Raw genomic sequence first — 23,078 nt, 5'->3', positions numbered from 1 at the left:
GTGTGCTCCGGTTAAGGCTGCTGTGGCGTAATCGCGGTCAGGGTGTAGCCGCTATCGTTCTGGATAAAGCTGAACGTAACGGGTGTGTTGACGGGCAACGGCGTGATTCCTCCGCGGGATGGCAGCGCGAAGGCCATCGTCATGGCAGGCCATTTGAGCTCGGCAATCGGCGCGTGAGAGAGCGTGACGCTATTGGTGTCCCACTGCTTAACAATCCCGGTAGTTTGATAAGCGGCTGTTGTGGCCGCAGGGGGAGTGGTCGTCATCATCGCGTGATGCTGGTGGTCGTTTGCCCACACGGGGAAGACGAAGGAAGAAACAGAAAAAATCAGGCTGCTGATCAAAGCCATATAAGTGATACGCATAAAAATAATCCCAATAAAAATAATTGATAAACAAGATGTTGCGCTCGCTGGCGCGGGAGTTATCAATCGCTTGGGTTATTCTCTGAATCGGCAGAAACGGATTTCAGTCGGGGGGCCGACCGCAGGAGGCGAGAGCCAGACATCAGATGTCGGACTAAGGGTGACAGGATTATCCGCTAAGACTAGCTCGCCACTGACCGGCAGCGCTAATAATGCCAGCGAGCCATTATCCTGCTTCACACTATCCGGCACGCAGTGTTTTTCGCACAGCGGCGTTTGCTGATCGGCAACGTAAGACGCTTTAGCCGTATGCTGAGCATGAGATGATAACGGCTGAACGTCAGCCTGTTGCAGATGTGCCTGATGCTGGAGTGCGGGGGATGTCTGGCTGATCGTCATATCGCATTGATGGCCTGCGATAGCCAGTTGTGCATTCAGGAAGAACCAGCACAGTGCCAATAGCCATCCCCACCTGCCTTTATGGCGCAGATGATGAATGAATAATGGAGACCGTGATGATGATGCGGACATGGTGTTTCCCTTTTGGACGTTTTGGCAGTGTATGCGTCTGAGCGGGAACGGGGCAAGCGGGGAATAGCATAGTTTTGTAAATTGGCAGAAAGTTATCTGCCAATGTTATCAATGGGTTAATTATGTTTTGCTGTTCGGTTACTGTACGAGAAACTGGTACGTGGTATCTGAGCGATAGACTTTCCCCGGTTTCAGCCAGCAGTCGGGCTGCGGCCAGTCTGGGTGATTCGGGCTGTCCGGCAGGAATTCACTTTCCAGTGCGACACCGGCATAGTTTTCATATTGACCGCCGTCTCGTGAGGGCGTTCCGGCCAGAAAGTTGCCGCTGTAGAGCTGTAAGGCGGGAGCGCTGGTGAAAACGCTCATCAGCACGCGGCCATCGGATGACCATAAATTGGCAGCCGGACTTTCGCTGGAACCGCAGGTGCGATGCAATAAATAAGCGTGATCGTAGCCGCCGACGGCCATTTGATCGCTGTCGCGCAGGAAATCTTCTTCCAGCGTTTTTGGCTGGCGGAAATCCATTCCGGTAGCGTTTACCGATGTCAGATCGGCGTTAGGAATGCCCGAACTATTAACCGGTAAATAATAGTCGGCAAACAGTTGCAACTGGTGCTTACGGACGTCAGTCAGATCGCCATCAAGGTTGAAATACGCGTGGTTGGTCAGGCAAACGGGGCAGGCTTTCTCTACGGTCGCCTGATACGAGATTTCCAGTGAATTATGTTCGGTCAGCGCGTAGGTCACCTGTACGTTGAGATGCCCTGGATATCCTTGATCGCCATCCGGTGAGTGTAACTGGTACGTCACCTGCGTTGCATCCTGACTGGCAATTCGCCAGCGGCGGGCGTGAAAGCCTTCCGGGCCACCGTGCAACTGGTGCTCGTTCTGGTTTGGAACCAGATGGAACGTTTCGGTCTCTCGACTGAATGTGGCTTTGGCTATGCGGTTGGCATAGCGGCCAATCGATGCACCGAGATAAGCGCTTTGTCGCGGATACTGCTCGGGCGATGCACAGCCCAATAAGACTTCTCGCACCTCACCCTCTGGTAGCGGCAGCTCACAGGAAAGCCAGGTTGCACCCCAGTCCATCAGGCGCACGCGCATGCCCGCCTGATTCTGCAAGGTCGTTAATTGAAACGGCTGACCATCGGGTGCCAGCGTGCTAAGACTTTCATTCAACATGACTTGCTCCTGTAGAGGCCTGAGAAGATAGAGAAGGTTGGCTGATGGTTGCAGATAGGGGAAGGTTGCAAAAATCAGCTCTGCCGCGCTTCCCTTATCTGTCATTCAGCGTGAAAAAACGCCGTCATTCTTCGTCGTACCCGTTGGGGTGGTTGGACTGCCAGCGCCAGGTGTCCTGCGCCATTTCTTGCAGTGAGCGTGTGACTCGCCAGTTAAGGTCTTTCGCTGCACGCTCGGCATCTGCCCAATAAGCAGGCAGATCGCCCTGACGACGTGGGGCAAAATGGTAAGCCAGCGGCTTGCCACAGGCCTGACTAAAGGCTTCGACGACCTGCAATACACTGTAGCCTACGCCTGCGCCCAGATTATAAATATGCACGCCAGCACGATTTTGCAGGGTGTTCATGGCGGCGATATGACCGTCAGCCAGATCGACGACGTGGATGTAATCTCGCACGCCAGTGCCGTCAGCGGTAGGGTAGTCATTACCGAAGATCGCCAGTGAGTCGCGACGCCCGACAGCAACCTGAGCGATGTAAGGCATCAGGTTATTGGGCACACCTTGTGGGTCTTCACCCATCTCACCCGATGGATGGGCACCAACCGGGTTGAAATACCGCAACAGCGTAATACTCCATTCCGGTTCTGCATGCTGTAAGTCTTGCAGGATTTGCTCGACCATCAGCTTGCTACGGCCATAAGGGCTGGCAGGGTGCCCTGTGGGGAAACTTTCCTGATAGGGCGTGCGTGGTTGATCGCCATAGACGGTGGCGGAGGAGCTAAAAATCAGGTTTTTCACGCCTGCTCTCTTCATCGCCTCTACGAGCACGAGCGTACCGTAGACGTTATTATCATAGTAGCTCAACGGTTCACGCACTGATTCGCCCACGGCTTTTAAGCCGGCAAAGTGGATGACAGAATCAATGGAATGCTTAGCGAAAATATCGTCCAACAGCGCGCTGTCGCGGATATCGCCCTGATAAAAAACGGGTGTCTTATCGGTTAAGCGTGTAATGGTTTTAACGACGCTAGCCTTGCTGTTGCACAAGTTATCGAGAATGATGGGAGTGTGCCCGGCAGCCAGCAATTGTACGCAAGTATGACTTCCTATGTAACCGCTACCACCTGTGACAAGAACGTTCATAATGACCTCTATTATCGCAATGCAGCAAAATAACATGGTTAGGGGCAGAAAAAGGTGATCTACAGCGAGAATCTGCCTCTGTTATCGATGGTTTCTTTACGAATAAACTGAGTGAAGCATAATCTACAGTGTAAATGAGCCTGGCTTTCTACCCTACATTTTATTTTGTGGTAGCGTTATCATCCCTGTTTTTAGGCGTTATTTACATAACGCGTCAATCTGATAGCGGTAGATGTCGTTGTGCGGGACGAAAGTGAGCCGATGCGTGATGCATTCCGGCGCGTCTTCCGCGTGGTGAGAGACAAAGAGTAGCTGCGTTTCGCCCTCGCCAATCAGAATATCCAGCCAGCGGCGTACCAGTTGGCGATTGAGCGGATCAAGCCCCTGTAGCGGTTCATCAAGAATGAGCAGGGCGGGGTGTTTGACTAACGCGCGGGCAATTAGCGTCAGACGCTGCTGACCCCAGGAGAGCGACTGAAACGGGGTATCGGCAATAGCGCCATTGAGCCCAAGCAGAGTGAGCCACTGTTCGGTCAGGTGGCGCTGGCGGTCGGAAACGGCCTGATAAATGCCGATAGAGTCAAAAAAACCTGACAGGATAACGTTGCGCACGCTGGTGCTGACGCGGTAATCCAGATGGAAGCTGCTGCTGACGTAACCGATGTGGCGCTTGATGTCCCAGATGGTTTCACCGCTGCCGCGTTTGCGGCCAAACAGCGTGAGATCGTTACTGTAGCCTTGCGGATGATCGCCTGTAATCAGGCTGAGCAGCGTCGATTTCCCCGCGCCATTTGGCCCGACAATCTGCCAATGCTGACCGGGCAACACTTCCCACGTTAGCTCGTGCAGAATAGGTCGGTCGTTGTACTGCACCACGCCGTTACGCAGCCGAATGCGTGCCTCGTCAGCGGGAAGCGTCATATACCGCTGCGGATCTTCCGGTTCTGGCAGCGAACTTCCCGACAGTTTTTCGCTAAATGCGAGCTGGGCCACCAGCGCTTCAGAGAGGATCGTTTCACGCTCGCCGACGCGGGTCAGCGTACAGTCTGCCAGCACACCGACATGGTTGATAAAGTCAGGGATCTCGTCGAAGCGATTCAGAATAAGCACCAGCGTATAACCGGTGCCTGCCAGTTTCCTCAGCTCATCGGCAAGCTGCTGGCGGGAGGCAACGTCCAACCCATCGAAAGGCTCGTCGAGAATCAGCAGGTCGGGTTGAGTCATCAGCGCCTGACACAGCATCGACTTACGGGTTTCCCCCGTAGAGAGGTACTTGAAGCGGCGCTCCAGTAAATGCGCAATACCAAACTGGTGTGCCAGCTGTTGGCAACGCGCGGGATCGTTGAGGCTATCCTGAATCACTTCTGCCGTGGTGCGGCCAGTGTCGTCTTCACCTTCACTGAGCAGATCGGTGTTATTGCGCTGCCACTCGTCAGAAACCAGTTTTTGTAATTGTTCAAACGACAGTCGGACGGGGCGTTGAAATCCCGTTGTTCGTTCGCCACGCAATATTGGCAGTTCGCCGGATAGCGCCCGCGCCAGTGCAGATTTACCACTTCCGTTGGCCCCGACAAAGGCCCAGCACTGGTTTTGTTCGAGCGTCAGTTCGTCCAGACGCAGCATGCGGGTGTCGCTGAGACGAAACAGCCCCTGAGTGATTTTTAACAATGACATTTTCTATCCTTCGTCAGACGGCGATAGCGCTAAAGCGACATTAACAAAGCGTGGCGATAATAACCCGGTCCGCATTGAAGCAGGCTTTCACATCCGCTCCCTGTCGCAGCTTTTGCTGCTCAAGCAAGACATTCGGCACCATGGCACACAGGGTTTCCCCCCCGGTCAGCGTAATCAGAATTTCGCTGTTTTCTACACCGTGCTGAATGGACTGAATTTGCCCTGATAAGACGTTATCAACATCAGGCGCGGCGGATGTTGCTGCGTACACATCGATCCACGGTGCTTTAATCAGTGCCAGCACCTCTTTCCCTTTCTGTAATTGCAGGCGCTCGGCGCTTTGTTGCGTAATCAGGGCGCTGATCGTTGTTTTACCATCGGCGAGTAAAAGATCCAGATGTTGTTGCACCTGTTCTTCACCGCGTGCGAGCACGGTTCCAAAAAACTGGTTACGGGCGCTGGTTTGCAGTGAGAAACGCGCGATGGCTGCCAGCAGGCTATCTAACGGCAGACCGTCTTCCTGCAAGACATCAAAGGCTTTTTGCTGAATCTGCGCGAGCAAATCGTACAGCTGGAGAAGACGTTCGCCGTAGCGGGTGAGCTGAGCCCCGCCACCGCCTTTGCCACCGGTCATACGCTCGACGATGGTCTGTTCGGCCAATTGATTCATCTCATTGATAGCATCCCATGCGCTTTTATAGCTAATCCCCGCCAGCTTGGCGCCCTGGCTGATTGAACCGGTATGACGAATTTGCTTGAGCAATTCAATGCGCCGCGGATCGGCGAATAAACGCTGTTGGAGTTTCAGGGTGAGAAGAATTTCAGCCTGCATAGTGAGGGCACCGTTGGTGAGTTTAATTCTCTGTATTGTCGCTATTTTCTTCATCAGGGGCAAATCGCACAAATAGACGCACTATTTTCTATTACTGCGGTAGACTACGTGGCAATTACGACGATCTCGGCTTACAGTGAAATAGCACGTTAGGCGGGCTAAAGTAGCGGTAACCGTTGCAATAAGTGAGGTAAGCATGTTGGAGTTGTTGAAGAGCCTGCTGTTTGCAGTTGCCATGGTTCCTGTGATGATGGTGGTTATCATGGGGGCGATTTATTGCCTGGGCGAAGTGTTTAACGTGTTGTCCCGCATCGGTCATTCCGACGGCCAGCGCGCAAAGAATCAGCACTGATTCACGATCCTTTCCTATTTTGATGTCCGGCTTTTGGCCGGACATTTCTTTTCTACCTCCCCCATCTACCTCTTTAAAGCGCATGACACTGCTTCATAATTCGTTATATCATTATTTACACAGCGATAATTGTCAGGAGACAAGAATGAAGCAGCAATGGTTAAAATGGTTTGCCGCACTGACCCTCAGTGCAGGAATGGCGCTGCCTGCGGCAGCAGAAGATAAAGTTACTGTATTCGCCGCCGCATCATTGACGAATGCGTTGCAGGAAATCGCCACGCAATATCAGAAAGAGAAAAACGTTGCCGTCGTGGCGTCTTACGCATCATCCTCAACGCTGGCGCGCCAGATTGAGCAAGGTGCGCCTGCCGATCTGTTCATCTCTGCTGACCAACAGTGGATGGACTACGCGCAGGATAAAAACCTGATGGATACGGCTACGCGTCACACGCTGTTGGGCAATGAGCTGGTGGTGATTGCGCCGAAGGCGAGTGCGCAGAAAGAGATTAAGATTGACGACAAAACTGACTGGAAAAGCCTGCTGAAAGGCGGACGTCTGGCCGTTGGCGATCCGGATCATGTGCCTGCTGGGATCTATGCCAAAGAAGCCTTACAGAATTTGAAAGCCTGGGATGAACTCTCCCCGCTGATGGCGCGCGCCAATAACGTACGTGCAGCTATGGCGCTGGTGGAGCGTGAAGAAGCTCCGTTGGGTATCGTTTATGGTTCTGATGCGGTTGCCAGCGACAAAGTTAAGGTCGTCGGTACATTCCCTGCGACGAGCCACAAGCCTGTCGAATATCCGATGGCAATAGTCAAAGAGCATAAAAACGCGGCGGTTACCGGTTTTTATGATTACCTGAAAACGCCAGAAGCGGCAGCGGTATTTAAACGTTACGGCTTCGCGCCGCGTTAATGATGCTGAGTGATTACGAATGGCAGGCGGTTGAGCTGAGCCTCAAAGTTTCCGTTGTGGCCGTGGCGTGCAGCTTGCCGTTTGGGATACTGATGGCGTGGATTTTAGTGCGCTGTCGGTTCCCCGGCAAATCACTGCTGGATAGCATTATCCATTTACCACTGGTGCTGCCGCCAGTGGTCATTGGTTATCTGCTGCTGGTGGCGATGGGAAGACGCGGCGTAATCGGTTCCTGGCTCTATGACTGGTTCGGCTTCAGCTTTAGTTTTAGCTGGCGCGGTGCTGCATTAGCGTCGGCGATTGTCGCATTTCCGCTGATGGTTCGGGCGATCCGGCTGTCGCTTGATGCCGTCGATACGCATCTGGAACAGGCCGCTCGAACACTGGGTGCCTCGCCGTGGCGCGTGTTTTTCACCATCACATTACCTCTCTCTTTTCCTGGGATTGTTGTTGGAACCGTATTGGCGTTTGCCCGTTCGCTGGGCGAATTTGGCGCGACCATTACGTTTGTTTCTAATATCCCCGGCGAAACCCGAACCATTCCGCTCGCGATGTATACCCTGATTGAAACGCCCGGCGCGGAGGCTGATGCAGCAAGGCTGTGTATCATTGCCATCGTCTTGTCGCTGGCTGCGTTGTTAGCATCGGAATGGCTAACAAACTGGAGCCGCAAGCGGTTGGGGGGATAATGCTGCAACTCGATTTTCATCAACAGCTGGGTAGTCTCGAACTTCGCGTTCAGTCTGAACTGCCTGCGAACGGTATTACCGCGATTTTCGGCGTATCCGGGGCAGGGAAAACCTCGCTGATCAACGCCGTTGTTGGCTTGACTCGCCCGGATGGTGGGCGGATTGTGCTCAATAATCATGTGCTGGTGGATACGCAGCAGCGTGTTTTTTTACCGCCGGAAAAGCGGCGAATCGGCTATGTGTTTCAGGATGCTCGCCTGTTTCCGCACTATCGCGTGCGCGGTAATCTACGCTATGGCATGGCGGAGACAATGGAATCGCAGTTCGATGACATCGTCAATTTGCTAGGCATTGAGCCGCTGCTAAATCGCTATCCACGGACGCTGTCCGGTGGCGAAAAACAGCGTGTTGCGATTGGTCGGGCGTTGCTAACCGCACCGGAACTGCTGCTTATGGATGAACCGCTGGCGTCGCTGGATTTACCCAGAAAGCGCGAGCTGTTGCCGTATCTGGAGCGTCTGGCGAAAGAAGTCAATATCCCGATCTTGTATGTCAGCCACAGTCTGGAAGAGATTGTCCGGTTAGCCGATCATGTCGTGGTGCTTGATAAAGGCAAAGTGAAGGCGCAGGGGCTGCTGGAAGAGGTGTGGGCCAGCAGCGCGCTACGCCCGTGGTTACCGAAAGACGAACAGAGCAGTATTCTGAGTGCGCGTGTGTTGGCTCAGCATGAGCATTACGCAATGACGGCGCTGGCATTAGGCGACCAGCAGGTGTGGGTCGGAAAAGTCGAACTCCCGCAGGACGCCGCATTGCGCATTCGGGTGAATGCTGCCGATGTCTCTCTGGTGCTGGAGCCGCCGGAAAAAAGCAGCATCCGTAATGTGCTGCGTGCCAGCGTGGTGGAGTGCATTGATGTCGACGAACAGGTTGAAGTGAAGCTTGCGATCGGCCAGCAGACGCTGTGGTCCCGTATTACTCCGTGGGCACGGGACGATCTCGTACTTCATCCTGGGCAAACGATCTACGCACAGATTAAGAGCGTGTCGATCACGGCGTAAGCACAGGCCGAGCGATGGAACAGCCGTTCATATCGCTCGGTCTATCTCGTGAATCAGTCGATATTCTGTGACTAAGATAACAAAACGAGTATTGAGAGTGATTTTCAATGCGTTTTTTCTACCGCGTAAACAAGGTAGTCAGATAAATTATCCCCGCGTTGTTATTTTTTTATCATAAAAAGTAATCGATTACTTTTTGTTTTCACCTGTGCTACGGGATAAAAATAGGAGAAGGACATGCCTTGTATGACGTTATTGCGCCGTGCGTTCGCTATACCGCTATTGTTGATAGTTTCATCGGGTTTGGCGCTTGCCGAGCGTCCAGCAGAAAACCAAAAAATAGCGTTGCAGATGTATACGCTGCGCAGCTTGAATACGCTCGACGAGCAATTTTCCATGGCGCGAGGCGCTGGATTTAAGGCGGTTGAGCTGGTGGGGACGCATGACATTAGTGCGTCAGAAATGAAGGGGTTATTAGGAAAGTATCAGTTGAAAGCCATTGCTGCGCATGTCCAGTTTGGCGAACTGAAAAGCAATATGGCTGAGGTTGTAGCCTTTAACAAAGCCATCGGCAACAGCATGATTATCGTGCCGTGGCTAAACGTAGAAGACCGACCAGATAGCGCAGAGGGCTGGAAGCGCTTTGGTGTGGAAATGAACGATCTTGGACGTGAGTTGAAGAAGCAGGGTATGAAGCTGGCTTATCACAACCATAATTTCGAGATGAAGAAGTATCGCGGTAAAACCGCGCTGGAAATCATGATGGATGCGGCAGAGCCAGAGAACCTGATGCTGGAAATGGATGTTGCCTGGGTATCGCGCGGAGGACAGGATCCTGTGCGTCTCCTGCGCCAGTACAAAGGGCGTATTTATTCAATTCATGCGAAAGATAACACTTCAATCGGCATCCGCGATGATGAAATGAACTTTGCCCCACCGGGTGAGGGCATTTTGGCGTGGGAAGAGATTCTCCCTGCTGCGTCTAAGGCGGGTGCTCAGTGGTTTGTTGCCGAACATGACTTACCAAAAGATCCACAGGCCATTGTTTCCGCAGCTTACCAGTCGCTGTATGAAAAGCTGAGTAAGATAAAAAGTAAGTAAGGAAGCGCTATCAACCTGCGGTCAGCGAGCCGCAGGTTGCAAAATGTGGGATAGTGAACCGGATATTCTGAGTCAGTTAGCTGGATGCCCGTTCGACAAACGTCCATTCCAGTAAGCGCTTTTCTGTTTCGCTGGCAGGCTGGTCGATTTGTTGTAATAGCAATTTCACGGCCTCTCTGCCGATATGTGCGGACGGCTGCTGAATCGTACTGAGCTGAGGCGAGGTGATGTAACCCAGCTCTGAACCGTCGAAACCGATCACTGCAATATCCTGTGGCGCGCTCAATCCCGCCTCACAGATTGCCGACAGTGCGCCTGCAGCCAACGTATCGGACACCACAAAGACGGCATCTGGCCGATCCGGATCGTTAAGCAGCGCGTTCATTGCGGCTTTTCCGCCTGAATAGCTCAGCGTACTGGCGTATTCGACTTTGCCGTAATCAAACCCATTCTCCGCGATAACGTCGCGATAGCCTTTCTCTCGCTGCTGGGCGTAGAGGTAATTCATGTCGTGGTTAATCATGGCGATACGGCGGCGGCCTTTGCCAATAAAGTGATTAATCACGAAACGTGACGCTTCGGCGTTATCAATCCCGACGGATGAAATAGCGGATGTATCGTCATGCTCGGCGCACTGCACCCAAGGCGCGGTGCCAATCATGTCCTGAAGTGCAGACAGCGTTGAAATGGCATCCATGGTGATCACACCATCGACCATTTTACCGGACAGCAGTTGCAGGCTGGAGTGGGCGCGAACGATATCGGCACCTGAATTGCACAGAAGAATGCGGTAGCCGTTTTCTTCCGCTTCCGCCTCAATGCCTTTCACGACATCGGCACAGAAGGGGTTGGCAATGTTGGAAACCATGACCAATAACATCTGGCTGCGCGCGGTACGTAGCTGCCGGGCCAGTAAGTTCGGCTGATAATTGCTGCTTTTTATCGCATTGAGAACACGTTCCCGGTTTTGCGGTTTCACGCTACCAATGTTGTTCAACACCCGTGAAACGGTGGCAACCGAGACTCCAGCTATCCGTGCTATTTTTTGAATCGACATAATTCAGAAGGCACTCACGCTACTTATGCTTGGCTGAGCAGATTACCATAAATATCTCTGGCTGCATCCCGCAGGCGTCGCACCTGCGGGATGAATACCGTGAGAGAGTGAACGGTCTGATGCCTTAATTGGCGACCTTCACCCACGTTTGTTGCTGATGGCTTTGTACGATGGCGTCAATGATGAACATGATGTTCGCACCGTCGTAGAAGGTGGCGAAGTTGCACGGATCGACGCCCGGCTGTTTGCCGTCGCGCAGATAGGTATAAAAGTTCGCCATCATGTTCTTGAACGCATCCGGCCAGCCTTCGATATGCCCACCGGGGAAGTGGACCGCAGCGGCGGCTTCCGGGTTCAGCAGTCCAGGATCGTCCGACAACATCTGATTCGGTTTATCACGATGACCGATCCACAGCTGTTGCGGCGTTTCCTGATCCCACGCCAGCGACTGTTCACTGCCATTCACTTCAAACGTCAGGCGATTTTTCCGGCCAGCGCTGACCTGAGAAACGGTAAAGGATCCACGGCTGCCATCCTCAAAGCGCAGTAACACGGTCGCGTAGTCTTCGGTCTTGACCGGTTTGTCGTCGTACTCTGGTGATGCATCGGACGATGAAAACGTGGACGCACCGTTCCGATTGGATTTGCGGATCGGATGGACGATGGCTAAATCGGCGAAGACTTCGACAATTTTCCGGCCGGAAATAAACTGCACCGTATCGCACCAGTGCGAACCGATGTCGGCTACCGCGCGGGAAACACCGCCATACTCCGGTTCAACACGCCAGTTATAGTCGGTGTCGCGCAGCATCCAGTCTTGCAGATAGCCGCCGTGTACCGCAAAGACGCGGCCGATCTCCTGATGCCTAATCATACTGGCAGCCTGCTGCACCATGCCAAACTGGCGATAGACAAAGCTGACGCCGTGAACAACGCCTTTTTCTTCCGCCAGCGCGACCAGTTCACGTGCTTCCTCGCTGGTCATACACAGCGGCTTTTCCGAAAAGACGTGCTTGCCTGCTTGAATAATCTGCTTATTGATCGCCGCATGGAGATGGTTCGGCGTGCAGTTATGGATCGCATCAATACCGGGATGATTTAACAAATCAGCGACGCTGCCGTAGGCATGGGGAATGTTGAGCTGGCGCGCTTTTTGCTGTGCCAGATCGAGCGAGTTTTCCGCCAGCGCCACCACCTCAACGAAGCCAAGGCGACGAATCGCTTCAATATGTGCTGGGCCAATAAAACCGGAACCAATAATGCCAACGCGAATCATTCTGCGTTCTCCTCTTTTAATCCCAACATTTTTCTGACTAACGGACGATCGTCGCTGGTTGCGGCGAAATCGTCAAAAGCGCGTCCTGCGACGGGAATAATGTGGCGGTTGATGAACGCCGCCCCTTCTTTCGCCCCACAATTGCTGTCTTTCAGGCAGCATTCCCATTCCAGCACCGCCCAACCGTCGTAGTCGTATTGGGCCAGCTTGCTGAAGATGCCGCCGAAATCGATCTGACCATCTCCCGGTGAGCGGAAGCGGCCGGCGCGTTCAGCCCATGACTGATAGCCGCCGTAGACGCCGCTTTTGCTCGACGTGTTAAATTCCGCATCTTTCACATGGAACGCTTTGATTCGTGCATGATAGCGATCGATAAAGCCGAGGTAGTCCATCTGCTGCAAATACATATGGCTAGGATCGTAAAGAATGTTGGCACGTGGGTGATGATTGACGACATCAAGGAAGCGTTCAAAGGTTACGCCGTCGTGTAAATCTTCTCCCGGATGCAGCTCGTAGCACACATCCACGCCGTACTCGTCAAAACAGTCGAGAATCGGTGTCCACAGGCGGCCGAGTTCTTTAAAGGCTTCCTGAATCATGACCTCTTTACGCGGTGGCCAGGGGTAAAAATAGGGCCAGGCCAATGCACCGGAAAACGTAGCGTGGGCGTTTAGTCCTAAGCGTGAAGAAGCCTTTGCTGCCTGCTTGATTGCCGCAATAGCCCACTCTTGGCGAGCCTGCGGATTGCGGCGGTAAGCCGGTGGTGCGAAATCGTCAAATGCATCGTCATACGCAGGGTGGACGGCAACGAGCTGCCCTTCCAGATGGGTCGACAGTTCGCTGATGGTCAGCCCATGCTGCGCCAACAGTCCTTTCACATTATCACAGTAAGTTTGGCTGTCGGCGGCCGTGGCCAGATCGAAAATGTGCGGGTGATTGCAGGGGATTTGTAGCGCTTTAAAGCCTAATCCGGCTGCCCATTGCGCCAAATTTTCCAGCGTGTTAAAGGGAGCCTGATCGCCAATATACTGGGCGAGAAAAATACCCGGTCCTTTTAACGTCTTCATTATTACCTCCTTTGGCAACGGGTGTGGTCATGAATACCGTTGCACGATTGCGATAGCGGAGAATGCAGTGGGATGAGGTGCCATAGGCGACCTCATCCCATTTTCTCGTTAAATAATCTGTCTCAAATAATTAGGCCTGCTCTTCTTTATATTTGAAGGAGAAGAGGAAGATGACGGCGATGATGGCTGCGGCAACCGCAGGGATCCACCAGAAGGTCGCCCAGATTTCAGGCGCGTTTAACGTGCCGTTGTCGAAGAGACGGTTATAGAGTGCACCGGAAACCTGCGAGCCCAGCAGCATGCCGATACCGTAGGTGAACAGGACCACCATACTTTGTGCCTGACCTTTGATTTTCTCTCCCGCGATGCGGTCGGTGTAGATGAAGCCAATGACGAAGAAGAAGTCATAGCAGATACCGTGCAGCAGGATACCGATGTAGAGCAACCAGCGTGTTTCTTCATTCACGCCCATCGCGAAGAGGGCATAGCGTACGAACCACGCCAGCATGCCGATGAACAGCATGTATTTCACGCCCAGCTTTCTAAACAGCAGCGGAATGATCAGCATGAAGACGATTTCGGACATCTGACCAAACGACATCGCGGTGCTGACGTCGCTGATACCCGCATTGCTCAGGAAGGATGCGGTGTAAGCGTAGTAGGTGCCCAGTGGAATAGAGATCAGCATCGCGCAGATGGCAAAGACCAGAAAGTGGCCTTTCTTCAGCAGCGCAAAGGCATCAGCACAGAACAGATCGCGCACTGCCAGCGGCAAGCCTTTTGCCGGCGCTGGGGTATGCGGCAGCGTCAGGCTGTAAGCTGCCAGAATGGCAGAGCAAACGGCCGCGACGTAGAAGATATTGACGCTTGCGGAGATGCCCGCTGTTCCGATGCAGACACCGGCGACGATCCAACCGATGGTGCCGAAGACCCGCACAACCGGGAAGCTCTTCTCACTGTTAGTCAGGTTATGGAACGCGATGTTGTTGGTTAATGCCAGCGTTGGCATAAAGCACAGCGTGTAGGCGAACAGCAGGATCAGCAGCTGTGAGCCGTCTTCGTTGATTAACGCAGTAGGCACAAACCACAGGATGACCGCGCCGATCAGGTGCAGCAACGCCATGACTTTCTGTGAGGGGAAGAAGCGGTCAACCACCATGCCCAGTACAAACGGCGACAGGATTGAGGCGATTGGCCCGGCAGAGAAGGCGTCGCCAATCATGGCGGCCAGGTTGTGCTGTGTCATAACCAGGCCCAGGGTGACAGACCATGAACCCCAGATGAAGAACTCTAAAAACATCATGAGTGACAGTCTGGGAACCACGAAGGCCGGCTGTAACGATTTGGTAGCTGTGTTTTCAGATGAAGAAACCATGTGGTATCCCTCTTAAAAGTAATCGATTACAATTTGTGTTTTCTAAATGTAATCGATTACTTTTAACTTAACCGCAGCTTTTAGCCATAAATGAGATCCTTATCACTAGAAAGTTATATAGCCATAGCGTAGCTGGCTGTTTTCGCGCAATGATCGGGAATCTGCTTTGCTTGAGGGGAAAAGAAGAATGACGCATTTTGTTTTAGTGGGCGATGTCGGTGGCACCAATACGCGTTTGGCATTGTGTGATGCCACAACGGGTGAATTATCGCAAACCGAGACCTATTCCGGACTGGATTTTCCTTCTCTGGAAGGGGCCATTCGTGATTATCTCGATTCGCGGCAGGTCACGGTACAGGATGCTTGTATCGCGATTGCCTGCCCGATTACCGGTGACTGGGTGGCAATGACGAACCATACCTGGGCATTTTCCATCGCAGAAATGAAAGCGAGTCTGGGTCTGCGCCATTTTGAGGTCATCAACGATTTTACCGCCGTTTCCATGGCGGTGCCGGTGATGGCTAACACCGATTTACTCCAATTTGGCGGTGGGGAGCCTGTGCCAGGTAAACCCATTGCTGTGTATGGTGCAGGCACGGGATTAGGCGTCGCTCATCTGGTCCATGCCGCCAATCAATGGATTAGCCTGCCGGGTGAGGGCGGGCATGTAGATTTCGCGCCGAATAGCGATGAAGAAGACAAAATTCTCTCTGTTTTGCGCCAGTCGCTCGGGCATGTTTCCGCTGAACGCATACTCTCCGGACAGGGGCTGGTAAATATCTACCGTGCCGTGGTGCTGTCTGATGACCGCACGCCGGAGGCGCTGGAACCTAAAGATGTTACCGAACGTGCCGTCGACAATACGGATGTGGACTGTCGCCGTGCGCTGTCGCTCTTCTGCGTCATTATGGGACGCTTCGGCGGTAATCTGGCGTTAAATTTAGGCACATTTGGTGGCGTGTATATTGCTGGCGGCATCGTTCCGCGCTTTCTTGAGTTCTTTAAAGCTTCCGGTTTTCGGGCGGCTTTTGAAGACAAAGGGCGGTTCAAAGGCTATATGCAGGATATCCCCGTGTACTTGATTACCCATGAGCAGCCGGGATTAATGGGGGCGGGGGCGTACCTGCGGCAGGTGCTGGGTAGCGCGCTGTAAGTCTGTTTGTGAGTCGCACGCAATCAGGCAAGCGAGAGTGGTCGCTTTTCCTGATTGCGTCATCGTCGGTTATGCCAGAATGCGGGTACGGATAAGATCGGCGATGCTAGGCTCTTCATTGCTGCCAATCACCAGATCGGCTCTCGCTTTGATCTCATCGGCACTGTTGCCCATTGCGACACCCAATCCTACGCCTTCCAGCATGCTGATATCGTTAAAGTTATCGCCGAATGCCACGACGTCTTTCATGCTAATGCCCTGTTCGCCAAGCCATTTCTGGAGCAGCTTGCCTTTGCTGTTGCCGGTTTGGGCGATATCAACCTGATCCTGCCATGACCACTCACAGGCGAGTCCGAGCTGCTTTTCTACTTCTGCGGCGAAGTGGTTCAGTGTGGGAACATCGGCGTGCGTGGTCGCGAATTTCCAGATAGCGTGGGACGCTTCGGTCTGACGCACCAGATTTTCCACCTGAGCGAAACGAGGACGCTGCTGTTCTGGCAGGTTCGCAGCCCATGCCAGCGTGCGGACTACGTGCCCGGTCGGATACTGGTAATACATATCGTCATCGGCATACATCAGCCCATGAATATCACATTCCTCTAGCAGCGTGATGACATTTTTTGCCTGTTCGACAGAAAGCGGATTGGTATGCGATGCCTGGCCCTGCTGGTAATCATAGACGTAGGTGCCGTTACAGCAGATGGCGGGCGTATCCAACTGCAATCCCTGATAAAAAGGGTGGATTGCCGAGTGGTGGCGTCCGGTGACGATCATCACTTTTATGCCTTGCTGACGGGCCAGCGCGAGTGCGCTAAGCGATTCGGGCAGGATTTTTTTCTGTTGATTCAGTAGCGTACCATCAAGATCAAGTGCAATTACTCGGTAGGTCATCGTTATCTCGCAAATAAAAATGTGGGTATCAAATTACCCTTACGATAAAGGACATGACGAAAAATAGACAGACAACAGCGAGATAAAAGTGTCTGAGGTTCATTTGATGACGAAGGATTCAGCGCGGCGGTGGGAAATAAGGCTAAACGGACGGTTTTACAGCGCCATTGTTGATTTTCTATGCTTTCAACGGCTTATCATCTATTTTTTAAGCAGTTGACCACAATGCGGCTTTACAATGTGCGGCGTACTGTTTATAGTGCGCGTCATTGCGGAGGAGTGGCCGAGTGGTTGAAGGCACCGGTCTTGAAAACCGGCGACGCGAAAGCGTTCTAGAGTTCGAATCTCTACTCCTCCGCCACAAAATTCAACGGGTTAGCTTAGGCTAGCCCGTTTTCGTTTTTGGCTGTTGGTATATTTTATTGGTATACGCTTTTGTTAAAAGTGCATAGCTATTCAATTTTCCAGCACTGGTAAATTTAACGTCGGGCTGACTTTGGTCTTTCTGTCGTATGTAATCACCTACGTTTCTGTTTTGTGTCCGCTGAATATTTGCTTATCTCTGCTGCCTTCGTAGTAGGAAATTGCTTTTGCTTTGATGTCATGAAAATGGCACGCCAAATCCACCCCCCACACCCAGCTTAACTGACGCCTTTCTTCTTGCATTACCCCAAAGCGTATTCAGTCCCTTGTCGCTATATTTCTCACCGAATTTATTAACGATGATATGTCGCTGACCGGCTAACGATCTCGCTAACTCGATCGCTGCGCGTAACCTGTCTGAATACGTTTTTATCTGCTTCACGCCTGTTTTGTTCTGCTGGACAAACAACCCTAAATCGGTTTCCTGCCACCATTCCAGATTGAGTTCTTCCCTTTGTTCAGTACTGGCGTTCACGATCCAGTCCTGCGAACGATGGTTTTTTACAGCGTTATCGTCATCAGGGTTGTTTATCAATGTTCTAACGATCGACCGAATTCTGTGTTCTGATTCAAGTCACAGGCGCAACGAACTACATGAATTGTGGTGCGGTATTAGGCGTGGATTTGATTGCTAAACCTGAGCTATTTTATGCTATGCGTTCTGCGGCGTGGTTCTGAAATTCACGTAAATGCGGTGCTGTAGCTGATGACGTTGTTGCAGTAACGCGATTGATCAACGGTAGGAGTAACTGGCCGATCGGCGTGAGCGCTTCGAACGCGCTCGACAGGTTCTGGCATGAGTATCATTCCTAACTGGAAGTTGGTCACTGGTACGCTGGTGGCAGGAATCATCGCTGGTGGCGCATTCTGCTGGTAGATCGTATCAACGAGTTATGGCGCTGATATAGCGACACTGAAAAGCGAACACGCTCTTGTGCTGAAGTCCGTATCAGACAAAGCGACAGCGGATAGTGAAGCGGCTCGCAGCCGTGAACATGGTTTTCAGCAGCAGATAGCGGCCTTAGACGCCGAACACACAAAGGAACGGGAAAATGCACAACGTGAAAATGCGAAGCTGGCTGCTGATATTGCCGCTGGTCGCCGTCGGGTGCAGTTCGCAAAAGCAGAACTTGCAACCTGTGAGCTCAGCTCGGGAGCAGTACGCAGCGCCAGCGGCCTGGGCAATGCAACCGCCGTCCAACTCTCTACAACTGCTGGACGAAACATTCTCTATATCAGAGCCGGAATAAAGGATGACCAAGCCAAACTGCTTTACCTGCACGAATACATTCGGGCGTTACAACAGCAGGGCGTCGTCGCCAACTAACTGGGCTGCAAGTGTGTGTACGTGAGCAGTGTCTGAAATAAGGAAATGAATTAACAAGTCGCTTTAGCAAAGGTTTTGAAAGTTGTAATCTGATATCTGAAAGGGTGTGGTTGATGGATAATCGGGAATGTCAGATTTTTTTGGTGACTACAGAGGCGCATTTAAGCTTCAGAATGTGATTGGCCTCAAAAGGTGGGTTTATTTCAGTTTAAAGAGTGTGCTGCTATTTCTGCTGTTACTACTGTTATTCAGCTTCTTCCAGTACATGGTCATATTCTACACACCGTTGTATGAATATGTGACCGCTCCCGGCGTAAAGCTATCTAGCATTTATGGCCTAATTCTGATGCTAGCGGTCAGCTTCGGTCCGAGCTTGCTTTATCTAATTAGAATCATCATTCATCCTAAATAGCTTTGTCGGGCGTTTTTGTATGGCATTACAGCAGGCATTCACTGAGTGCCTGTAATAATGCTTGGCACGCGCGTCGTCGTGATGGGAATTTTGAGCCTCGAAATCAATCCGAGACCCAAAATTATGAGACCATTAAACAGCAATACCTTCAACATGTTCCTAGACGATGTAATAGCGGGGAAAGTGCATTGCAGAGAGGCGGCGAAAATCCTCATCAAAGGATATGAAATGAAAAAAAGTGTCTCTCACCGGAGCAATATAGACAACTGAAAAAGATGATTTGAAGCAGACCGCCTGGGCTGTTTTTTATTGCCTGGAGAAAAGTACATGAAGTAGCAACGCGGATAGACCGCGGCAAGTAGTGCCAACGCAGCAGTAATGATGCTGCCCTGAGTCGCCAATGATCGAGCCTGTGTAGCGACGGGTTAAGGTTCTTATATTAAAAAAAGCTCCGGTAGAGCAGCGTGAACGCCAGACGCGCACCGGTATTAGCGGCGATTGAGCGACAGGAACTCAAGAGCATGAGCGCGGCCACTGCGAGAGTGTGGCAAGGATTTGCGGAGTTCTTGTATAGTAGTATCCCGCATCCTCAGGGTTACTAATGGAGACTATATGGACTGGCAGGGAATTCCTTATAAAATTTTAAATGATACGGCAGATTCAGTTAATCTTGCAGTTACGGCGTTACCAAGAATTGTTTTTGATAGCCAACCTGATTACACATCACCAATAATTACAGGAGTTGTATCAGTTGTTGCTGGACTTATTCCTGCGCTTATAGCCTTTTACACCTTTAAAAGAAATGCAGTAATTTTAAAATCTGAACGAGAGGCTCAGCAATTATTTCTAAGATCTGAGCGAGCAGAACAGCAGAGATTTCTTGAGAATGAGCGAGCAGCCCACATTGCATCTACCGAAAAAGATCGTGAAACTCAACTGGCTATAGCTAAAAAGAATTTTGATATGCAGGTGCTTTCTGTCAACAGACAAGAGTGGATCAATAGATTAAGGGATTTGCTTGCAGAATATATGACCCTCGCGCCCAATTTACTGACTGTGAAACATAATTTATTGGTTAGATCTGATGCGATGAAGAAGGCATCAGAGCTTAGAAAAGAAAATCCTCATTTTAATAATGATGATAGATTTCGGGCTGACTTCAATTCGATATCATCTGATTTATCAAAAGGGACTGAGCAATTTGTGGAATGTAGGCAAAAAGAGAAGCTATTGACATCAAAAATAAAATTGATGATAAATTCCAATGAGAAATGGTACGCTGAAATACTAAAGTGTTTTGATGAGGTTAAAGAAATATATTTCTCCCTTGACGGCTTTGAAGAGGATGAATATATTAAAAAAACAGAAGCAATGATTGAAGTAATTGATAAGTTATTGAAGTCTTCCCAAAGTTTATTAAAATACGAGTGGGATCGAGTAAAAAAAGGCGTTTAACTTTCTTGTATATATTATTTTTTGGGATATGACTGGTGTTACAGAAAATATTCTCTGGGGTGATGTATAATTTCTCAAAACATCGGGAGGGGATATGTCACACAATTTAGGTGATTTACCGCGTGGCGCCGATGCCGTGTATAAACAGATGGCAGAGGCCAACGGGAATAAATAGCTACACCGTTTACCTATAGACCGTCTCAGAGCGGTTTCTGTTACCATCACCAAAAGTTATTTATGGTGATGGTATGGTTTAGCTTTCTGAAAGTTTCTGGATGTCTTGCTCTGAAACATTCAAATGAATACCTATGGTGCTGTCCTCTGGGAGCGATTTAATTGCTTGGTAAACTTTGAATATTTCATCGTCCACCAGTGATGGGGCCTGTGCATGATCCTGGGGTACGATATTAACTGAATAAGCCTCAACGCCTTGAGGAGTTTCTTCAACTCTAAAGTTGATAAAGTCTTGATCGCGCCATAAACCAATGAGGTAATAGTCTGTACTACCTTCACCAACCTGCCATCCAGGAACGGTCTCCAGAGCTTCTTTAAGAATATCAATACTATCCGCTGAAATTTTTATTGATCTTTTATCATCCATCATCAACATCCTATTGTAAGAAAAATATCTGGTAATCACTGATAAACAATAATGTTCTGTCGCGTGCACCACATTGATTTGCACAACCAATATGAACCTCCAACTGCATAAAAACCAGAGGATTTATGGAAAAGCCGGATTGGGAGTCGATCAAACGCGATTATGCAGCCAGTCAACTTTCGATACGTGCTATCGCTGATTTGTACAGCGTAAGTGATACAGCCATCAGAAAGGTGGCAAAAAAGGAAGGTTGGCCGAAACTTGAAAGGGTTCGCAAGGCAGGTTCGCAGAAAACAATGAGTGCGAACCAAAACGCGAACCTGCGAACCAAACCAAAAAATTCAATTCTTCAAATTGAAAATCAAATCGATTCAATTCGCCCAGCAATTGAAAACGCCTACGACGGATGGACGCTAAACCCTGATGAATACGGGCTTAACGATATGCAGGCTCGCTTCGTGAATGAGTACCTGATCGATATGAACAGGACGGCTGCGTACAAACGGGCAGGGTATAAAGGCGAGGGCAACACGGCTTACGTTAATGCTACTCGGATGCTAAGAAATGCAGCCATTCGCGATGCTCTGGACGCGAGAGAACGCCGCACCCAAATCACACAAGATGACGTACTGAAAATGTGGTGGGAGATTGCGACCGCTGACGCGAACCAGATTACTGAATTGCGCCGCTTGTGCTGTCGTCACTGTTGGGGATTCGGCTTCCAGTATCAGTGGCAGGATGCGGTAGAGTTTGATGAAGCGCGTGATAGAGCAAAGCAGGCCAAGAAGCCGGAACCGAAAGATAATGGCGGCTATGGCTTTGACGCCCAGCTCGATCCCAATCCCGAATGCCCACGCTGTAACGGTATGGGTGTTAGCCGGTCGCATTTTCATGACACGCGAGATTTACGCGGCGCAGCTCGGCGGCTATACGCCGGTGTGAAAGAAGTTAAATTCGGTCTGGAGGTTATCACCCGTAATCAGGATGACGCACTGAAAATGGTTGCTCAACATCTGGGCATGCTGAAAAACCGAACGGAGTTAACAGGCGCTGATGGTGGCCCGATCAACCAGGTGAATTACACACCGGAGGATTACGCAAAAGCGCAGGCGGCGTTAGAAAACCAACTGCCTGATCTGGATTGATTGCAGCGGATAAAACACAGGAAAAAATTGGTTTCACCTGTCGTTTTGCTCGAACTGCAATAGCGGCGATTTTGTCGCGAGTGCCGATCGCGTGGTGCGCAAAATCGCCATTATGTTAAAAAGAGCTGAAATCAGCCCTTTTAGAAAGTATGAATATTTATCTGAGGCCAAGGATGGAGGAAAGGCCGCCAGATTCGTCCCTAATATCAGTTGTAGGGCCATTTATTTGGACAGAGTGGATACCATTTTGTGCCGCCTGTTTTGATGAGTACATTTCACTGGTAGCGATCACTTCATGATTACTCGCCTTTAGTACCCAGTAATATTGTTGTTGTGTTGCGGTCGGTGATTTTTTTAACTCGTAATATCCCATTTTTTTCTCCATAGCCATGCTGAATGCATGGGCATAAAAACTTTAGTACGACCAGCAGATTATTCAAGCCGATTGGGACCGAAATATGAGCCAGCTACTCGAATGGGAAAACTTGGATTTCCCTGCGCGGGTAGCATTGAAATCCAAGTCTGAAAAATCATTCCTCAACTTCACCCGCCTGTGGTTTGAATTGTTGCAGGGCGATCGCTTGCTGATGAACTGGCATCACAAAATGATGGTCAGCAAAATTGATGACCTGGTGGCTGGCAGGTTGCAGCCCCGAAACCTGATCATAAACGTCCCTCCGGGTGGTACAAAAACGGAGTTCGTTTCTGTCCACCTGCCGGCATACATCAACATGCTGGTGCAAACGGAAAAGCTCAGGAAATTCCGAAATCTCAAAATTTCATTTGCTGACACGCTGGTAAAGAGTAACTCGCGCCGCACGCGTGACATTATTCTCTTATCTTCCCCTGATATTTTGAACCATCACTTTTCATCACCGATTCGTCATTTCCCACCATCAGCGCCTGTTCGCTACATCAATCATTACTTAAATCAGCCATTGTTTAAATCAATAGTAGCCTTGCGATGTCTCTGTAGAATAGAGTGATTGGTCATTTATGGTATGCCGTGCGTCAGGTTGAGCAGGTTCATTATCCTTCTGATGAACTTC

General features: G+C 50.8%; 23 protein-coding genes, 1 tRNA gene and 1 pseudogene. 11 read left to right on the top strand and 14 right to left on the bottom strand.

Translation table 11 applies throughout. From position 1 onward, the window contains the following. Positions 1–11: 11 nt before the first annotated feature. The 6 genes from MYB54_RS15085 to modE all read right to left on the bottom strand — a co-directional run bounded on the left by MYB54_RS15085 (position 12) and on the right by modE (position 5,731). Complete coding sequence (locus MYB54_RS15085; RefSeq protein WP_039552902.1) at positions 12–365, bottom strand: copper-binding protein; 354 nt, start codon at positions 363–365, stop codon at positions 12–14. A gap of 75 nt (positions 366–440) precedes the next feature. Then, positions 441–896: a hypothetical protein gene (locus MYB54_RS15080; RefSeq protein WP_205560531.1), complete on the bottom strand. Its 456-nt coding sequence runs from the start codon at positions 894–896 to the stop codon at positions 441–443. 138 nt (positions 897–1,034) lie between these two features. Continuing rightward, positions 1,035–2,081, bottom strand: a complete 1,047-nt coding sequence (galM, locus tag MYB54_RS15075) for a galactose-1-epimerase (RefSeq protein ID WP_203450194.1) — start codon at positions 2,079–2,081, stop codon at positions 1,035–1,037. A 124-nt stretch (positions 2,082–2,205) separates the two neighbouring features. After that, the gene (galE, locus tag MYB54_RS15070) at positions 2,206–3,225 is read right to left on the bottom strand and encodes a UDP-glucose 4-epimerase GalE (protein ID WP_205564405.1); all 1,020 of its coding nucleotides are present in this window, start codon (positions 3,223–3,225) and stop codon (positions 2,206–2,208) included. Between the two features lie 198 nt (positions 3,226–3,423). Beyond that, complete coding sequence (modF, locus tag MYB54_RS15065) at positions 3,424–4,899, bottom strand: molybdate ABC transporter ATP-binding protein ModF (RefSeq protein ID WP_180788202.1); 1,476 nt, start codon at positions 4,897–4,899, stop codon at positions 3,424–3,426. A 40-nt stretch (positions 4,900–4,939) separates the two neighbouring features. Next, the gene (gene modE / locus MYB54_RS15060; RefSeq protein WP_180775069.1) at positions 4,940–5,731 is read right to left on the bottom strand and encodes a molybdenum-dependent transcriptional regulator; all 792 of its coding nucleotides are present in this window, start codon (positions 5,729–5,731) and stop codon (positions 4,940–4,942) included. 196 nt (positions 5,732–5,927) lie between these two features. Here modE and MYB54_RS15055 point away from each other — a divergent pair, with 196 nt between their 5' ends. The 5 genes from MYB54_RS15055 (at position 5,928) to MYB54_RS15035 (ending at position 9,847) form a co-directional block, all read left to right on the top strand. After that, positions 5,928–6,083, top strand: a complete 156-nt coding sequence (locus MYB54_RS15055) for an AcrZ family multidrug efflux pump-associated protein (RefSeq protein ID WP_010285329.1) — start codon at positions 5,928–5,930, stop codon at positions 6,081–6,083. 145 nt (positions 6,084–6,228) lie between these two features. Next, on the top strand, positions 6,229–6,999 hold the full coding sequence (gene modA / locus MYB54_RS15050; protein WP_014914696.1) for a molybdate ABC transporter substrate-binding protein: 771 nt from the start codon (positions 6,229–6,231) through the stop codon (positions 6,997–6,999). Then, a complete protein-coding gene (gene modB / locus MYB54_RS15045; RefSeq protein ID WP_014914697.1) occupies positions 6,999–7,688 on the top strand; it encodes a molybdate ABC transporter permease subunit in 690 nt (229 codons plus the stop codon). The genes modA and modB overlap by 1 nt, the downstream gene beginning before the upstream one ends. Then, complete coding sequence (gene modC, locus MYB54_RS15040) at positions 7,688–8,746, top strand: molybdenum ABC transporter ATP-binding protein ModC (RefSeq protein WP_014914698.1); 1,059 nt, start codon at positions 7,688–7,690, stop codon at positions 8,744–8,746. The genes modB and modC overlap by 1 nt, the downstream gene beginning before the upstream one ends. 237 nt (positions 8,747–8,983) lie before the next feature. After that, positions 8,984–9,847 carry a sugar phosphate isomerase/epimerase family protein gene (locus MYB54_RS15035; RefSeq protein WP_174435761.1) on the top strand — a complete coding sequence of 288 codons (864 nt, stop codon included), beginning with the start codon at positions 8,984–8,986 and terminating at the stop codon, positions 9,845–9,847. Between the two features lie 76 nt (positions 9,848–9,923). Here the strand turns inward: MYB54_RS15035 and MYB54_RS15030 are convergent, their stop codons facing one another. The 4 genes from MYB54_RS15030 to MYB54_RS15015 all read right to left on the bottom strand — a co-directional run bounded on the left by MYB54_RS15030 (position 9,924) and on the right by MYB54_RS15015 (position 14,622). Continuing rightward, positions 9,924–10,904 (bottom strand): LacI family DNA-binding transcriptional regulator, encoded by a 981-nt coding sequence (locus MYB54_RS15030; protein ID WP_039275563.1) that lies wholly within the window; start codon positions 10,902–10,904, stop codon positions 9,924–9,926. A 124-nt stretch (positions 10,905–11,028) separates the two neighbouring features. Continuing rightward, complete coding sequence (locus MYB54_RS15025; RefSeq protein ID WP_248721003.1) at positions 11,029–12,180, bottom strand: Gfo/Idh/MocA family protein; 1,152 nt, start codon at positions 12,178–12,180, stop codon at positions 11,029–11,031. Continuing rightward, positions 12,177–13,247, bottom strand: coding sequence for a sugar phosphate isomerase/epimerase family protein (locus MYB54_RS15020; protein WP_014914703.1), 1,071 nt, complete (start codon positions 13,245–13,247; stop codon positions 12,177–12,179). Before MYB54_RS15020 ends, MYB54_RS15025 begins: the two co-directional genes overlap by 4 nt. Positions 13,248–13,377: 130 nt before the next feature. Further along, on the bottom strand, positions 13,378–14,622 hold the full coding sequence (locus MYB54_RS15015; protein ID WP_248721002.1) for an MFS transporter: 1,245 nt from the start codon (positions 14,620–14,622) through the stop codon (positions 13,378–13,380). A gap of 187 nt (positions 14,623–14,809) precedes the next feature. Between MYB54_RS15015 and glk the strand changes: the two genes are divergently transcribed. Then, positions 14,810–15,775: a glucokinase gene (gene glk / locus MYB54_RS15010; RefSeq protein ID WP_248721001.1), complete on the top strand. Its 966-nt coding sequence runs from the start codon at positions 14,810–14,812 to the stop codon at positions 15,773–15,775. Positions 15,776–15,844: 69 nt separating this feature from the next. Here glk and MYB54_RS15005 read toward each other — a convergent pair whose 3' ends face one another. Further along, positions 15,845–16,666: a pyridoxal phosphatase gene (locus MYB54_RS15005; RefSeq protein WP_248721000.1), complete on the bottom strand. Its 822-nt coding sequence runs from the start codon at positions 16,664–16,666 to the stop codon at positions 15,845–15,847. Between the two features lie 273 nt (positions 16,667–16,939). On the opposite strand from MYB54_RS15005, the gene MYB54_RS15000 reads away from it, so the two are divergent. Next, positions 16,940–17,027, top strand: a tRNA-Ser gene (locus tag MYB54_RS15000). A gap of 240 nt (positions 17,028–17,267) precedes the next feature. On the opposite strand, the gene MYB54_RS14995 is transcribed toward MYB54_RS15000, so the two are convergent. Then, positions 17,268–17,564: a site-specific integrase gene (locus tag MYB54_RS14995; RefSeq protein ID WP_240346276.1), complete on the bottom strand. Its 297-nt coding sequence runs from the start codon at positions 17,562–17,564 to the stop codon at positions 17,268–17,270. 459 nt (positions 17,565–18,023) lie between these two features. On the opposite strand from MYB54_RS14995, the gene MYB54_RS14990 reads away from it, so the two are divergent. Together MYB54_RS14990 and MYB54_RS14985 are read left to right on the top strand one after the other, a co-directional pair. Beyond that, positions 18,024–18,416: a lysis system i-spanin subunit Rz gene (locus MYB54_RS14990; protein ID WP_248720999.1), complete on the top strand. Its 393-nt coding sequence runs from the start codon at positions 18,024–18,026 to the stop codon at positions 18,414–18,416. A gap of 1,024 nt (positions 18,417–19,440) precedes the next feature. Beyond that, the gene (locus tag MYB54_RS14985; protein ID WP_248720998.1) at positions 19,441–20,283 is read left to right on the top strand and encodes a hypothetical protein; all 843 of its coding nucleotides are present in this window, start codon (positions 19,441–19,443) and stop codon (positions 20,281–20,283) included. 253 nt (positions 20,284–20,536) lie between these two features. On the opposite strand, the gene MYB54_RS14980 is transcribed toward MYB54_RS14985, so the two are convergent. Next, positions 20,537–20,887 (bottom strand): hypothetical protein, encoded by a 351-nt coding sequence (locus MYB54_RS14980; protein WP_248720997.1) that lies wholly within the window; start codon positions 20,885–20,887, stop codon positions 20,537–20,539. A gap of 122 nt (positions 20,888–21,009) precedes the next feature. Here MYB54_RS14980 and MYB54_RS14975 point away from each other — a divergent pair, with 122 nt between their 5' ends. Next, the gene (locus tag MYB54_RS14975; RefSeq protein ID WP_248720996.1) at positions 21,010–22,029 is read left to right on the top strand and encodes a terminase small subunit; all 1,020 of its coding nucleotides are present in this window, start codon (positions 21,010–21,012) and stop codon (positions 22,027–22,029) included. A gap of 157 nt (positions 22,030–22,186) precedes the next feature. Here the strand turns inward: MYB54_RS14975 and MYB54_RS14970 are convergent, their stop codons facing one another. Further along, a complete protein-coding gene (locus MYB54_RS14970) occupies positions 22,187–22,402 on the bottom strand; it encodes a YegP family protein (RefSeq protein WP_248721977.1) in 216 nt (71 codons plus the stop codon). A gap of 85 nt (positions 22,403–22,487) precedes the next feature. Here MYB54_RS14970 and MYB54_RS14965 point away from each other — a divergent pair. Then, a pseudogene (locus MYB54_RS14965) lies at positions 22,488–22,862 on the top strand (terminase); the annotation flags it as partial. Positions 22,863–23,078: the final 216 nt, after the last annotated feature.

It is taken from the genome of Pectobacterium nicotianae (genome assembly GCF_023272715.1).
GTDB classification, from domain to species: Bacteria; Pseudomonadota; Gammaproteobacteria; order Enterobacterales; family Enterobacteriaceae; genus Pectobacterium; species Pectobacterium brasiliense.
The sequence above is the reverse complement of the archived record's forward strand: the minus strand, read 5'-3'. Positions and strand labels throughout refer to the sequence as shown.

Bases quoted from the DNA above. Each gene is read 5' to 3' on its own strand.
- modF (WP_180788202.1), bottom strand. From the start codon at position 4,899: ATGTCATTGTTAAAAATCACTCAGGGGCTGTTTCGTCTCAGCGACACC.
- MYB54_RS15025 (WP_248721003.1), bottom strand. From the start codon at position 12,180: ATGATTCGCGTTGGCATTATTGGTTCCGGTTTTATTGGCCCAGCACAT.
- galM (WP_203450194.1), bottom strand. From the start codon at position 2,081: ATGTTGAATGAAAGTCTTAGCACGCTGGCACCCGATGGTCAGCCGTTT.
- glk (WP_248721001.1), top strand. From the start codon at position 14,810: ATGACGCATTTTGTTTTAGTGGGCGATGTCGGTGGCACCAATACGCGT.
- MYB54_RS15055 (WP_010285329.1), top strand. From the start codon at position 5,928: ATGTTGGAGTTGTTGAAGAGCCTGCTGTTTGCAGTTGCCATGGTTCCT.
- MYB54_RS14980 (WP_248720997.1), bottom strand. From the start codon at position 20,887: ATGATGGATGATAAAAGATCAATAAAAATTTCAGCGGATAGTATTGAT.
- MYB54_RS14970 (WP_248721977.1), bottom strand. From the start codon at position 22,402: ATGGGATATTACGAGTTAAAAAAATCACCGACCGCAACACAACAACAA.
- MYB54_RS15015 (WP_248721002.1), bottom strand. From the start codon at position 14,622: ATGGTTTCTTCATCTGAAAACACAGCTACCAAATCGTTACAGCCGGCC.
- MYB54_RS15035 (WP_174435761.1), top strand. From the start codon at position 8,984: ATGCCTTGTATGACGTTATTGCGCCGTGCGTTCGCTATACCGCTATTG.
- MYB54_RS15030 (WP_039275563.1), bottom strand. From the start codon at position 10,904: ATGTCGATTCAAAAAATAGCACGGATAGCTGGAGTCTCGGTTGCCACC.
- modE (WP_180775069.1), bottom strand. From the start codon at position 5,731: ATGCAGGCTGAAATTCTTCTCACCCTGAAACTCCAACAGCGTTTATTC.
- MYB54_RS15085 (WP_039552902.1), bottom strand. From the start codon at position 365: ATGCGTATCACTTATATGGCTTTGATCAGCAGCCTGATTTTTTCTGTT.
- MYB54_RS15080 (WP_205560531.1), bottom strand. From the start codon at position 896: ATGTCCGCATCATCATCACGGTCTCCATTATTCATTCATCATCTGCGC.
- modA (WP_014914696.1), top strand. From the start codon at position 6,229: ATGAAGCAGCAATGGTTAAAATGGTTTGCCGCACTGACCCTCAGTGCA.
- MYB54_RS15020 (WP_014914703.1), bottom strand. From the start codon at position 13,247: ATGAAGACGTTAAAAGGACCGGGTATTTTTCTCGCCCAGTATATTGGC.
- modC (WP_014914698.1), top strand. From the start codon at position 7,688: ATGCTGCAACTCGATTTTCATCAACAGCTGGGTAGTCTCGAACTTCGC.
- galE (WP_205564405.1), bottom strand. From the start codon at position 3,225: ATGAACGTTCTTGTCACAGGTGGTAGCGGTTACATAGGAAGTCATACT.
- modB (WP_014914697.1), top strand. From the start codon at position 6,999: ATGATGCTGAGTGATTACGAATGGCAGGCGGTTGAGCTGAGCCTCAAA.
- MYB54_RS14975 (WP_248720996.1), top strand. From the start codon at position 21,010: ATGGAAAAGCCGGATTGGGAGTCGATCAAACGCGATTATGCAGCCAGT.
- MYB54_RS14985 (WP_248720998.1), top strand. From the start codon at position 19,441: ATGGACTGGCAGGGAATTCCTTATAAAATTTTAAATGATACGGCAGAT.
- MYB54_RS15005 (WP_248721000.1), bottom strand. From the start codon at position 16,666: ATGACCTACCGAGTAATTGCACTTGATCTTGATGGTACGCTACTGAAT.